Origin of the sequence: Allobosea sp. AK1, assembly GCF_006714945.1 — a bacterium.
Classification (GTDB): domain Bacteria; phylum Pseudomonadota; class Alphaproteobacteria; order Rhizobiales; family Beijerinckiaceae; genus Allobosea; species Allobosea robiniae.
This window is the reverse complement of record NZ_VFMG01000001.1, coordinates 3585073-3597347: the sequence shown is the minus strand read 5'-3', so window position 1 is coordinate 3597347 and position 12275 is coordinate 3585073. Positions and strand designations below refer to the sequence as shown.

12 protein-coding genes and 1 tRNA gene are annotated in these 12275 nt (G+C 65.5%); 4 read left to right on the top strand and 9 right to left on the bottom strand.

What is annotated here, in order from left to right:
* Window positions 1-54: 54 nt before the first annotated feature.
* The 3 genes from FHT98_RS17385 to fabA all read right to left on the bottom strand — a co-directional run bounded on the left by FHT98_RS17385 (window position 55) and on the right by fabA (window position 2185).
* Window positions 55-327 carry a DUF3303 domain-containing protein gene (locus tag FHT98_RS17385; protein WP_091857892.1) on the bottom strand — a complete coding sequence of 91 codons (273 nt, stop codon included), beginning with the start codon at window positions 325-327 and terminating at the stop codon, window positions 55-57.
* 7 nt (window positions 328-334) lie between these two features.
* The gene (gene fabB, locus FHT98_RS17380) at window positions 335-1561 is read right to left on the bottom strand and encodes a beta-ketoacyl-ACP synthase I (protein WP_061968410.1); all 1227 of its coding nucleotides are present in this window, start codon (window positions 1559-1561) and stop codon (window positions 335-337) included.
* Window positions 1562-1672: 111 nt separating this feature from the next.
* Complete coding sequence (gene fabA, locus FHT98_RS17375; RefSeq protein WP_061968412.1) at window positions 1673-2185, bottom strand: 3-hydroxyacyl-[acyl-carrier-protein] dehydratase FabA; 513 nt, start codon at window positions 2183-2185, stop codon at window positions 1673-1675.
* 285 nt (window positions 2186-2470) lie between these two features.
* Here fabA and irrA point away from each other — a divergent pair, with 285 nt between their 5' ends.
* Entirely contained in the window at window positions 2471-2935 is a 465-nt protein-coding gene (gene irrA, locus FHT98_RS17370; protein WP_061968414.1) for an iron response transcriptional regulator IrrA, read from the top strand.
* A 32-nt stretch (window positions 2936-2967) separates the two neighbouring features.
* On the top strand, window positions 2968-3738 hold the full coding sequence (locus FHT98_RS17365; protein WP_061968416.1) for a YbaY family lipoprotein: 771 nt from the start codon (window positions 2968-2970) through the stop codon (window positions 3736-3738).
* Between the two features lie 15 nt (window positions 3739-3753).
* Here FHT98_RS17365 and FHT98_RS17360 read toward each other — a convergent pair whose 3' ends face one another.
* Window positions 3754-4284 carry an SH3 domain-containing protein gene (locus FHT98_RS17360; protein ID WP_061968418.1) on the bottom strand — a complete coding sequence of 177 codons (531 nt, stop codon included), beginning with the start codon at window positions 4282-4284 and terminating at the stop codon, window positions 3754-3756.
* A gap of 178 nt (window positions 4285-4462) precedes the next feature.
* Here FHT98_RS17360 and FHT98_RS17355 point away from each other — a divergent pair, with 178 nt between their 5' ends.
* Window positions 4463-5458 (top strand): 2-hydroxyacid dehydrogenase, encoded by a 996-nt coding sequence (locus FHT98_RS17355; RefSeq protein ID WP_061968419.1) that lies wholly within the window; start codon window positions 4463-4465, stop codon window positions 5456-5458.
* Window positions 5459-5467: 9 nt separating this feature from the next.
* Here FHT98_RS17355 and FHT98_RS17350 read toward each other — a convergent pair whose 3' ends face one another.
* Together FHT98_RS17350 and FHT98_RS17345 are read right to left on the bottom strand one after the other, a co-directional pair.
* A complete protein-coding gene (locus FHT98_RS17350) occupies window positions 5468-6148 on the bottom strand; it encodes an HAD family hydrolase (RefSeq protein WP_061968421.1) in 681 nt (226 codons plus the stop codon).
* A gap of 19 nt (window positions 6149-6167) precedes the next feature.
* Entirely contained in the window at window positions 6168-7172 is a 1005-nt protein-coding gene (locus tag FHT98_RS17345) for a complex I NDUFA9 subunit family protein (protein WP_061968423.1), read from the bottom strand.
* 285 nt (window positions 7173-7457) lie between these two features.
* Here FHT98_RS17345 and FHT98_RS17340 point away from each other — a divergent pair.
* Window positions 7458-7544, top strand: a tRNA-Leu gene (locus FHT98_RS17340).
* 328 nt (window positions 7545-7872) lie between these two features.
* Here FHT98_RS17340 and FHT98_RS17335 read toward each other — a convergent pair.
* The 3 genes from FHT98_RS17335 to FHT98_RS17325 form a co-directional block, all read right to left on the bottom strand.
* On the bottom strand, window positions 7873-9024 hold the full coding sequence (locus FHT98_RS17335; RefSeq protein ID WP_142114765.1) for an ABC transporter substrate-binding protein: 1152 nt from the start codon (window positions 9022-9024) through the stop codon (window positions 7873-7875).
* Window positions 9024-11207: a TonB-dependent receptor gene (locus FHT98_RS17330; protein WP_244492870.1), complete on the bottom strand. Its 2184-nt coding sequence runs from the start codon at window positions 11205-11207 to the stop codon at window positions 9024-9026. The genes FHT98_RS17335 and FHT98_RS17330 overlap by 1 nt, the downstream gene beginning before the upstream one ends.
* Before the next feature lie 296 nt (window positions 11208-11503).
* Window positions 11504-12250 carry a Crp/Fnr family transcriptional regulator gene (locus tag FHT98_RS17325; protein ID WP_061968428.1) on the bottom strand — a complete coding sequence of 249 codons (747 nt, stop codon included), beginning with the start codon at window positions 12248-12250 and terminating at the stop codon, window positions 11504-11506.
* Window positions 12251-12275 lie beyond the last annotated feature (25 nt).

Here is a 12275-nt window from a genome sequence, read left to right as displayed (position 1 = left end):
GGATCGAACTCTCGGCATATCGGCACTGCCCGGTTTTTGCGGGCACGAAAACGGCTAGTCTGTCCTGGTGATCGCGGCGGCGGCGGCCTTCGAGGTCGAAACCGGCACGATCTCGAAACGCACGAGATCGTTCCATTGCAGGACCCATTCCTGCAGCAGCGCGACATCGTCGCATTCCATGATCTGGAAGCAGCGGCCGAGATCGGCCGAGACCCAGCTCTCGACATAGCGCACGCCGGCCGGAGCCATCCGCCCGCTATGCTGGAAGCGGGCGTAGACGTCCTTCACGCGGGCCTGATCGAAATGCTCGATCACCATGAAGAGCATGGCGCTCTCAGACCTCCAGGCGCTTCATCACGATGGTGGCGTTGGTGCCGCCGAAACCGAAGGAATTCGAGAGCACGCAGCCGAGGCCGGCATTGTCGATGCGCTTGCGCACGATCGGCATGTCGGCGAAGGCCGGGTCGAGCTCGTCGATATGGGCGCTCTCGCAGATGAAGTCGTTGTTGAGCATCAGGAGCGAGTAGATCGCTTCCTGCACGCCGGTGGCGCCGAGCGAATGGCCGGTCAGCGACTTCGTCGCCGAGATCGGCGGCGACTTGTCGCCGGCGCCGAAGACCTCGCGGATCGCCTCGATCTCCTTGGCGTCGCCGACCGGGGTCGAGGTGCCATGCGGATTGATGTAGTCGACCTTGGCCTTCACGCCTTCCAGCGCCATCTTCATGCAGCGCACCGCGCCCTCGCCGGACGGGGCGACCATGTCGTAGCCGTCCGAGGTCGCGCCATAGCCGACGATCTCGCCGTAGATCTTGGCGCCGCGCGCCTTGGCGTGCTCCAGCTCCTCGAGCACGACGACACCGGCGCCGCCGGCGATGACGAAGCCGTCGCGGGCCAAATCATAGGCGCGCGAGGCGCGCGCGGGCGTTGCATTGAAGTCGGAGGACATCGCGCCCATGGCGTCGAAGAGGACGGAGAGCGTCCAGTCCAGCTCCTCGCAGCCGCCGGCGAAGATGACGTCCTGCTTGCCCCACTGGATCAGCTCATAGGCATTGCCGATGCAGTGGTTCGAGGTCGCGCAGGCGGAGGAGATCGAATAGTTGACGCCCTTGATCTTGAACCAGGTCGCCAGCGTCGCCGAAGCGGTCGAGGACATGCCCTTGGGCACGGCGAAGGGGCCGACCTTCTTCGAGGAACCGCTCTCGCGGGCCTTGTCATAGGCGTCGATCAGGGCGCGGGTCGAGGGGCCGCCGGAACCCATGATGATGCCGGTGCGCTCGTTGCTGATCTCGGCCGTCTCCAGGCCCGCATCGGCGATCGCCTGCTCCATCGCGACCTGGTTCCAGGCCGAGCCGCCACCATGGAAACGCATGGCGCGCCGGTCGAGCACCGTCGCGGGATCGAGCGTCGGCACGCCGGCGACCTGGCTGCGGAAGCCGTGCTCGGCGAAATCCGGAACGAAGGAAATGCCCGATTTCGCCGATTGCAGCGACGCCAGGACCTCCTGCGTGTTGTTGCCGATGGACGAGACGATGCCCATCCCGGTGACCACGACGCGTCTCATGCTCGCTACTCCAGCTCTCAGCACGCGGCGGGCAAGCCCGGCCGCTTCTGGATTCCTATCGCGCAAATGGACCGAGCGGCAGCTGCGCGCAAGGTCGGGCTGCGTTTTTCCTCAGGCGGCTTCCGGCTTGAACAGGCCGACGCGCATGTCGCTGACCGTGTAGATGCGCTTGCCGTCGGCCTCCAGCCAGCCATCGGCGATGCCCAGGACGAGCTTCGACTTGAAGACGCGCTTGAAGTCGACGCCGTAGACGACCTTCTTGACGGATGGCAGGACCTGATCGGCGAACTTGACCTCGCCGACGCCGAGCGCCCGGCCGCGGCCCGGCAGGCCGAGCCAGCCGAGGAAGAAGCCGGTGAGCTGCCAGAGCGCATCGAGCCCGAGGCAGCCCGGCATCACCGGATCGCCCTTGAAATGGCAGTCGAAGAACCAGAGATCGGGCTTGATGTCGAACTCGGCGCGGACCATGCCCTTGCCGTGCTCGCCGCCCTCTTCGGCAATCTCGACGATGCGGTCGAACATCAGCATCGGCGGCAGCGGCAACTGCGCATTGCCCGGCCCGAACAGTTCCCCACGACCGCAGGCGAGGATCTCCTCGTAGCTGAAAGACGACTGACGCTGCATTCCCGTGAGGCTCCCTCGCACCGGCCGGATTCGGCCGGTGTCTCCTGTGCCGTGCCTAACACAGCGGAAGCCGGAAACGAAAGAGCAGCGGACGTGTCGACCCACACCGCAACGCCGAAAACCACAACGAAACCGTGCCAGATCAATGCAGCAAGGGGCGCCCACCGCCTGGAAGCCGGCGCGACGCTTGCGACGGGAAGCCCGACGCCCTACATTTCAGTTGAAATCATTCAAGAGACGGAGCCTCCAGGACATCCGTTAGACAAAAGGGCACGCGAGCACGGCATGAGCGACCTGACCTCCCAGGACCAGGGCTATGGAACGTCGGCGCGGCAGGGCTGTCCCTTTCACGATATCCGCCAGAAGCTGCGGCGCGTCGGGTTGCGCCCGACCCGCCAACGCGTCTCGCTCGGCTGGGTGCTCTTTGCCAAGGGCCAGCGCCATGTCAGCGCCGAGATGCTGTTCGAAGAGGCGATGAAGGAGCGCATCCCGGTCTCGCTGGCGACGATCTACAACACGCTGCGCCAGTTCACCGAGGCAGGCCTGCTGCGCGAGCTCACCCTCGACGGCGCCAAGGCCTATTTCGACACCGCCGACCATGATCACCATCATTTCGTCGTCGACGGCGAGAACCGGGTGATCGACATCCCGGCCGACGAGATCGACGTCGCCAGCCTGCCGGTGCCGCCTGCGGGCTATGAGATCGCGCGGGTCGACGTCGTGGTGCGGCTGCGCAAGATCGACGGCTGATCGCCGCTCCGCCGCTTCCGGAGACGATATTCATGCGTTTCACCGATTCGCCGCTCTCGCGCCGCGCGCTTGCAGGCCTCCTGCTCGCAGCGGCCGTTCCCGCCACGCCGGCGCTCGCCGCACCGCGCGTGCTTCGGGGCACCGTCGCCTATCGCGAACGCATGGCGCTGCCGCCCGGCGCTGTCGTCGAGGTCAAGCTGCTCGACGTCTCGCTGGCCGATGCCCCCTCCCGCACGATCGCCGAGACCCGCGTTTCCGGTCGGCGCATCCCGGCGCGCTGGACCCTGCGCTTCGATTCGCGGCGGATCGAGCCCCGGCACAGCTACGCGCTGCAGGCGCGCATTCTCGACGGCGACCGGCTGCTCTTCATTACCACGGAACGGCACAGCGTTTTCACGGGCGGGCCGGACAAGACCGATATCTGGGTCCAGCGCGTCTCGGGCGATGACCGGCCGCCCGCCGCCGCCCCCTCCCCGATCGGAAGCTGGCGTCTCGCAAGCCTCGGCAGCAAGGACGTTCCCGGCTCGATCGTCACGACCCTCGCCATCGCGGCGGACGGCAAGGTGTCAGGTCGGGGCGGTTGCAACGGCTTCGGCGGCAATGCGACGCTCAAAGGCCGGACGATCCGGTTCTCGCGGATGGTTTCGACGATGATGGCCTGCGCGCCGGACGTGATGACGCAGGAGCGCGGCTTCCTCGACGGGCTTGCCAAGGTCCGCCGCTGGGATATCCATCGCGGCTCCGGCCTGCTCGCGCTGCTCGACAGCCGCGGCCGGCCGGTGATGGTGCTGACTGCGCAGTAGCGCAGGCGGCCAGCGTCAGTCGACCTTCTCGTTGGGATAGACGCCCCAGAGACGCTCCTGGCGGATAAAGCCATCGATGTTGCCGACGCTGATGCGACACCAGGCGTTGACGCAGGACGAGACGCTGGTGACGACGCCCGGCTGCAGCCTGGCGACGACGGCTGACTCCTCGTTCGCAGCGCTGCGCATCGGGAAGTTCTCGTCCTTTTTCTTCGACCAGGGCGCGACGAGCGCGGTGCGGCGGCCGGAGAGCAGGCTGTGCAGCACCCAGCCCTCGGTGCCGTCGGCATCGCGCACGCGGCGCCAGGTCTCGAATTCCGCGGTGACTTCCATCGGCAGGCCGGCGCGCTGATAGACCCAGCGCGTCCGGTGCTCCTTCGAGGGGCCTTCGCGCAGGTTCACGCGATCCGTCTTCAGGCTGACATAACGCGGCACCGGCAGCCCGGTGACGGAGCCTGCCTGCATGTCCTGGGCAGAGGCGACCGCAGGCAAGCCGAGGAGGGCGAACGTCGCCAGGGCCAGGCAGCGCATCGACGAGATTTTCATGCCGCCACTCTCCTTCGCGTCCGCTTACCCCCGGCGAAGGGGCAAGTTGTCATCCGCCGCGCTGCCGCCTAGACAACGATCATGGTGCCGCGCAACAATTCCCATTCCTGGGCCACCAGGGTTAATGGCGGGTTGAGGATATCAGGCCGATACGGCCAATGACGGAAGGGTGACCGCCATGTCGAAGAAGAAGCCCTTGGTGGTGGTGACGCGCAAACTGCCCGCCGTGGTCGAGACCCGAATGCGCGAACTCTTCGACGCACAGCTCAACATCGACGACAAGCCGATGTCGCAGGCCGCCCTGGTCGAGGCGGTGAAGACCGCCGACGTGCTCGTCCCGACCGTGACCGACAAGATCGACGCCGCCGTGATCGCGCAGGCCGGCGACCAGCTGCGCCTGATCGCCAATTTCGGCAACGGCGTCGACAATATCGACGTCGCCAGCGCCGTGCAGCGCGGCATCACCGTCACCAACACGCCGGGCGTCCTGACCGACGACACCGCCGACATGACGATCGCGCTGATCCTGGCCGTCGCCCGCCGCATTGCCGAGGGCGCGCGCGTCATCCCCGATGACGACTGGGCCGGCTGGTCGCCGACCTGGATGCTCGGCCGGCGCATCACCGGCAAGCGCCTCGGCATCGTCGGTATGGGCCGCATCGGCCAGGCACTGGCGAAGCGCGCCGCCGCCTTCGGCCTCTCGATCCACTACCATAACCGCCGCCGGGTCGATCCGCGCACGGAGGAAGCGCTCAACGCGACCTATTGGGATTCGCTCGACCAGATGCTGGCGCGGATGGACATCGTCTCGGTCAACTGCCCGCATACGCCGGCGACCTATCACCTGCTCTCGGCCCGCCGCCTCAAGCTGATGAAGCCGGACGCGATCCTGGTGAACACCGCCCGCGGTGAGGTCGTCGACGAGACCGCGCTTGCCCGCATGCTGGAAGCCGGCGAGCTCGCCGGCGCCGGGCTCGACGTGTTCGAGAGCGAGCCGGCGGTCAATCCGCGCCTGCTCAGGCTGGCGCGCCAGCACAAGGTCGTGGTGCTCCCGCATATGGGCTCGGCCACGCATGAGGGCCGCGCCGACATGGGCGAGAAGGTCATCGTCAACATTAAAACCTTCATGGACGGCCACAAGCCGCCGGACCGCGTGCTGCCGAGCATGCTCTGAGGGCACGCTTCAGGCGGCGCGCAGCCCCGCAAGGCGCGCCGCTTCCGCCGGCCATTCCCTGAAATCGTCGACGACCGCTGCCGCTCCGGCGGCCAGCAGGCGCTCGCGCATGCGCCCCTTGTCATGGGCGACGCCGGTGAATCCGGCGACCTGCATGCCGGCCGCCCGCGCCGCCAGCACGCCCGGCACCGAATCCTCCAGCACCAGGCAGCGCCCGGCCTCAGCACCCATCTGCGACGCAGCGAACAGAAAGACATCCGGCGACGGCTTGCCGCGCGCCACCTGCGAGGCCGAGAAGACATGGGGATCGAACAGGTCGATCAGGCCCGCCAGCGCGAGATTGCGGCGCAGCGGCTCGAGCACGGTTGAGGACGCCACGCAGCGGCGCCCGGCCAGAACGGTCAGCGCCTCCCGCACGCCGGGAAGCGCGCGCAATTCGGTTTCCAGACGCAGCGCGACCGCATCCTCGATACGTGTTTCGAAATCGGCCGGGAGAGGCCGGCCCAGCGCGATTTCGATGATCTTCATGCCGTCGGCCCAGGGGATGCCGACGAGCTGCTCGACATAATGATCGAGTGTCCAGTCGCTCAGCCCGACCTCATGGCACATGGCGAGGCTGACCTCGCCATAAAGCGTCTCGGTATCGATCAGCGTGCCGTCGCAATCGTAGATGACGAGGTCGAACGGCACGGGCCTTGCTCCCGGCCGCTCAGCGGGCCTGGAGCGCGTCGAACTGGCCGGTCTTGCGGAAACGCCAGAGATAGGAGGAGATGACCGCCTCCGACGAGGTCGGCGCCAGCCCGAGCCCGGCGAAGTCGCGGCCCTCGGCCTTGGCCTCCGCAGAGACCACGTTGTCGCTGGCGAGCAGCGTAACCTGATCGCGCGTCATGACGAGTTCGTCCGGGATCAGGCCGAGCGTCAGCGTATCGGCGACCTGCAGCACGCTGCCCATGATCCGCGCCAGCGGGAAGGGCAGCGGCGCGAGCAGGCGCTTGCGGCCGGTCACCTTGCAGACCTCCTCGACGATCTGACGCAGGCTCTGCACCTCCGGCCCGCCAAGCTCGTAGACGCGACCGCCTTGCACGATGCCGTCGACGGCACGGGCGACGATCTCGGCGACGTCGCCGACGAAGGCCGGCTGGAACTTCGTCACGCCATCGCCGACCAGCGGCACCACCGGCAGCATCCGGGCGAGCGAGGCGAAGCGGTTGAAGAAGGTATCCTCCGGCCCGAACATCACGGACGGCCGCAGCACGACCGCGCCCGGCACGGAGGCGAACATGGCGGCCTCGCCCTCGGCCTTGGAGCGGGCATAGGCCGAAGCCGATTCGGCGGAGGCACCGAGCGCCGAGACCTGGACCACGCGGGCGATGCCGGCAGCGGCGCAGGCCTGCGCGACGGCGCGAGCGCCATTCGCCTGCACGGCCGGGAAGCTCTGGCGACCCTGCTCCTGCATGATGCCGACGAGATTGACGACGGCGTCAGTGCCCTTCACGGCGGCCGCGACCGAGGCGGGATAGCGCAGATTGGCCTGAACGGCGTGGATCTGGCCGACAGTGCCCAGCGGCTGGAGGAAATTGGCGAGATCCGGCCGACGCACGGCGACGCGCACCCGGTAGCCGCGCTTGACGAGCGCGCGCACGACATGGCGGCCGACGAAACCGGAGCCGCCGAAAACCGTGACGAGTTGCTGGGCCGGGGCTTGGGAAGCCATCGTGAAAGCTCCGTTTAGAATGCTTCTGCCCTCCTAGATCATGTTCCGCCAAAGTGGAAACGCCTTTTGCGGCAGAGACCTCCTGCGCCCAGGCCCTGCGGCGTTCCGCCCTACTCCCAGACGCGGCATCCCCCATTCAACGTCGATCGGCCGCTTTCGCACCGGAACGGCCCGGAATTCGCTATGGCCGCTGAGACCCTTTCCACAGGACCGCAAAAACAAATTCATTTCGCCGCGACAGGGCCGTTGACAGGACGACTCGGCCCCCGTAAACGAACCGCCGTTGCCCAGGTGGCGGAATTGGTAGACGCACCAGCTTCAGGTGCTGGCGCTCGCAAGGGCGTGGAGGTTCGAGTCCTCTCCTGGGCACCACTCAGCTTTCTACCGAGCTGAAAACATTATGGTTTGTTACGCAAAATCCCGCACCTGATCACAGGGTGCGGGATTTTGCGTTCATGGGCTGTGCTTCCTCGTCGGGAATTTCGTCCTCCGCCTTCAGTGCCGGCCGGAGCATCTGAACGGCAGCCGCGACACGTCGCGCCCGGTCAGCCTTCTTGATGTAGGCGGAGCTCTCCTGGCTCCCTTGGGCTCATCCGAAGATGGCATTCATCCGCGCCTCGGTTGGCGCCGCGCTCGGGGGCCTCATGCATCGATGAAAAGCTATGGCTGGGCAGCGATGAGGATAATTTCCGCGGCGCAATCACAGGCCGCCAGCCAGCCCAATCCAGTAGCCAGGCTGATACTGGATTGGCAGAAAGCGCTCGTGCAGCTCCCGCAGCGTTGCCTCTGCATCGATATCGCCGAAAAGCTCCGGGTGGAGCCAGCTTGCGATGCGCTGCAGGGCCACGAACTGGTAGGGGCTGTTGTAGAACTGGTGCCAGATCGCAAAGACGCGTTGTTCGGCGACGGCTTTGCCATGCGCGAATGCCGGACGCTTCGCCAGCGCCTTGAGCTTGCTGCGAGCTGCCGATAGGTCAGCCCCCGGACCGAGGCCGACCCAGCCGCCACCGGGAGCCAGCGCGTCCCAGTTTCCGCCCGTTACGATGACGACGTCCGGGTCCCGGGCGATGATCGTTTCAGGATTGATCGTGCCGAACGTTCCCGGAAGAAGTTCGGAGCCGAGGTTATGGCCGCCAGCCATTTCGACCATGAGGCCGAAATTCTCCTTCCCGAAGCTCATGCAGCAGGCGTCCGAATAGCCGGGGATGCGATCCAGCATGACGAGCGGCCGCTTGAGGTCCGGGTTTCTCGCTATCGGAGCCGTCACGCGGGCGATCTGGTCTCTGCGGAAGGCGATCAACGCGTCCGCAATCGCCTCGCTTCCAAACAAGCGCCCGAGCAGACGCAAGGATAGCTCCGTGTTTCGGAGCGGTGCATGGCGGAAGTCGACATAGAGCACCGCGATCCCCACGGAGGCGAGCTTGTCGACGAGCTGCATCTCGGCACTGGCCCGCTCGGCTTCGTAGTTGAGGAGAAGCACGTCGGGCTGAAGCGAAATCGCCTTCTCGACGTCGAAATTGCCAGCTCCCACGCTGCCGAATTTCGGGATGCCGGCGACCTCCGGAAAGCGTTCGGCATAGGCGCGGTAGCTGTCGGGGTCGGATTTTTCCAGGTCCTCCCCCCAGCCGACGATCCGCTCAAATGGGTTGCCGCGGTCCAGCGCCGCAATGGCGTGGATCTGCCGCCCTTCGCCGAGCAGCACCCGCCGAACAGGAAGCTGCACCGCGACCTCCCGTCCAAGGATGTCGGTGACCTTGATCGGCGCGGCTGACGGCCGGCTGGCCGCGATGAGCGGCAGGCCCAGGCCGACGGCACCGAGAAGACCGCGGCGAGAGAGGCGGAGGCGCGCCATCACAGGTCCATGGACATGGACAGGAGATATGTCCGCGGTGCCCCTTGCGTGAACGTCCCGAAGGAAGCGGCTCCCGCCCAGTATTTCGTGTCGGTCACATTCACGACATTCGCCCGGAACGTCGTCTTGCGGCCGTTGAGTTCGGTCGCGTAGCGCAGCCCGAGGTCGAGGCGCGTCCAGTCCGGCAAGGCCTGCGTGTTGGCGGCATCGACGTACTGCTTGCCGGTGTGGATGATCGCGGCATTGACCGTCAGGCCTGCAATCCAGGGCACATCCCATTCCGCGCCGAGATTGAGCTGAATGCGCGGCACGCCGATGGGCGCATTGCCGATATTGGCGATGGCCGCCGTCCGGGTCAGTTCCCCATTGAGAAGGGTCACGCCGCCGAGCACACGCCATTGCGACGAGATCTGACCGAAGGCCTGGAGTTCGAGGCCCCGGACCCTCTGCTCTCCCGTTTCGGCGAACCTGCCGGCAGGGCTGAGTTCGCCAACAGGCCGCGTGATCTGGAACGCCGCGAGCGAGGCTCCGAAGCCATTGTAGTCCAGCTTGACGCCGGCCTCGATCTGGCGGGCCACGTAGGGAGCGAGTATCTCGCCGGCATTGGTGGCCGTAACCGGCGCAACGTCGCCGCGGCTCAGCCCTTCGATATAGTTTCCATAGAAGGAGACGTGCTCCCAGGGACGGATGACCAGTCCGACGAACGGCGTCGTGGCGCTCTTGTCGTAGGACGAGGCCAGCGTCCCGACATTGGACACATAATTTCGTGCCTGAATGTTCTGACGCCGGACGCCGAGCGTCAGCAGGACGCTCTCGTCGAACGCCGAAAGGGTGTCGGCCGCCGAGAGGCTGGTCAGCGTGCTGTCGGACAGCGGTGCCTGCCGCCCCACGCGCAGAGCCGCAATTTCCGGCACGCGCACGGGATTGTAGATGTTCGAGATGTAAGTCCCGCCGACAGCGCCGAACTCGCGCTTGGTCTCCTCATGATAACGGGATGCCTGCACGGTCAGGTTATGACGAATGAAGCCTGTCTCGAACTTCGCCCTGATGCCACCCTCGAAGGTGTGGCGATCGATACCCATGCCGTAGAATTGCGGTGAGGTGCTGGTCGTCCCCAGCACGCTGGTGATCATCGGCGCGGAAGCGAAGAAGCGCTCGACATTGCTGTGCGAGGCACCGGCGTTGCCGAACACGGTGATGCCGTCAGCGACGTCGTATTCCAGCTTGAGCAAGCCGCCACGATCATCGACGTCCGAATATTCCCAGGGCTGAGTGACGTTGCGGCGACCATCCGCAGCTTTGGGAACCGGCACTCCCGCGCGCATGAAGAATGGCCGGGCAGGCGCGTTGAAGCGGTCGGATTGAGCGAGGACATAGGCCCATGCGCGGAACCGCTCGCCCTGATAGTCGATGGCCAGAGCTCCGACGCCCGACTGCTCCTTCTGATGGTCGACAGCTGTCCTGCCGTCATTCAGGCTCGTGATGGCCCGCACACCCCATTCCCGATTGGCACCGAAGCGTCGGGACATATCGAGCTGCCCGCCGCCTCGTGCGTTCGAACCATAGTTCAGCGTAAAGCGCGTCAGGTCGCCTTCAGCACGCTTCGGAACGATATTGACGACGCCGCCGATCCCGCCATTGGGTGAAACGCCGCTGATCGCTGCCGAAGGCCCCTTCAGCACCTCGATGCGCTCGGCGTAATCGGAGAAAACGCGGAAGCTCGGCGCGACGCCGTAGACGCCGTCGAACGCGATCTCGCCGCTGGTGCCCTCGTTGATCGGGAACCCGCGGATATAGAGCGAATCGAACGGCGCGCCCGTGCCCTGGGTTGCCCGGACCGATGGATCGAGCGCGAGGGCTTCGGAGGCCGTCCTGGCCTGGCGGTCGCGGATGAACTGTTCGGTGTAGCTGGTGACGCTGAACGGCGTCTTTGCAATGTCGGTGTTGCCGAGAGCGCCGATGCGAGCCCCGGTCGCAACCTGTCCGCCTGCGAACGGCGCCGGAACCTGCGAGGGACGCGTCCCTTCGACGATGATCTCGTCGAGTTGGACCTGGCTCTGCTGCTGAGCGACGACTGGCGTGCAGGACAGGGAAAGACTCGTGGCGACAATCGCCGTCGCGCTCACCGCCGGCAGCGCCGTAAGCTTTCCTCTTCGCGCCATCATAACGATGGAGAATTTCATGACATTCATTCCAGCACCACAAGCCGCAATCGAAACTAAAACGCCCCGACCTGATGATATCTGCGGTGCATTCTTGTCAATAATCCAACCGAATATCTGATAATAAACTCAATGATAGTCCAGATACGCGCGCCGTAATTTTTAATTACTCAAATTAACACCCGGAACCGAGGCACGACCACAGGGATTTGCCATTGGCACACGCTGCAAAGCACTTGCCACAACATAGCGAGGTCGAGCAGGCCTTCATCGATGGCGGTTTCGGGAGGCCTGCCTCCAAGAGCCTGCCTGCTGCCTCATAAGCCGCGCTGGGCCGTTGGCTCGGCTGGAATGAGAGCAAGGTCTACCGGTTGATATTGTGCCAGGCGGCGCAATCCTGCGATGTCCGGCAGCTCCATGAGACGCGAGGTGCTGACGATCAGCCGCTCGGCACGCAGTTCCTGCATCACGCGATTGAGGTGCGGAACGCTGAGCCCCAGCACATCGGCCAGAATACCTTGCGAAAAGGGAAGATCGAACCGCGTCTGTTCGGCGCATCCGACCTCCAGCAGGCGGTCGTGAATCTCGAGCAGGAAATGCGCGAGCCGCTCGATCGGCGTGCGCCGGCCGAGATTGACGATGTGCTCCGCACAAATCGCCGCTTCCCGGGCTGCGAGCCAGGTCAGGACGAGGCCGAATTGCGGCCGCTCGTAGCAAAGACGCACATAGGAACTGAGCGGGCAGACGCTGTAGCTGAGATTGCTCACCGCCACGACCGCATAGGTCGCGCGGTCGAAGAAGCTGACGGGAAAGCCGATCACGTCGCCCGGCAGAATCACGTTCAGAATCTGCCGCTTGCCGTTCCGCAGCAGCCTGTAGCGGATCGCGTAGCCGCTCCGGACGAAACACAGGTCGCGATGCTCCGCCCCGTGGACGATGAGATCGTGCCGCTTCGCTGCCGTACCCTCGCGCTCCATGATCGCCTCGAGGCTATCGAGGTTCCCGGGGTTCATATCCATGAGGCGAGAAATCTTTGTGACGAAGGGATGTCCGGTGAGCGGCATGATGCGGTTTACACCCCTTATCGAT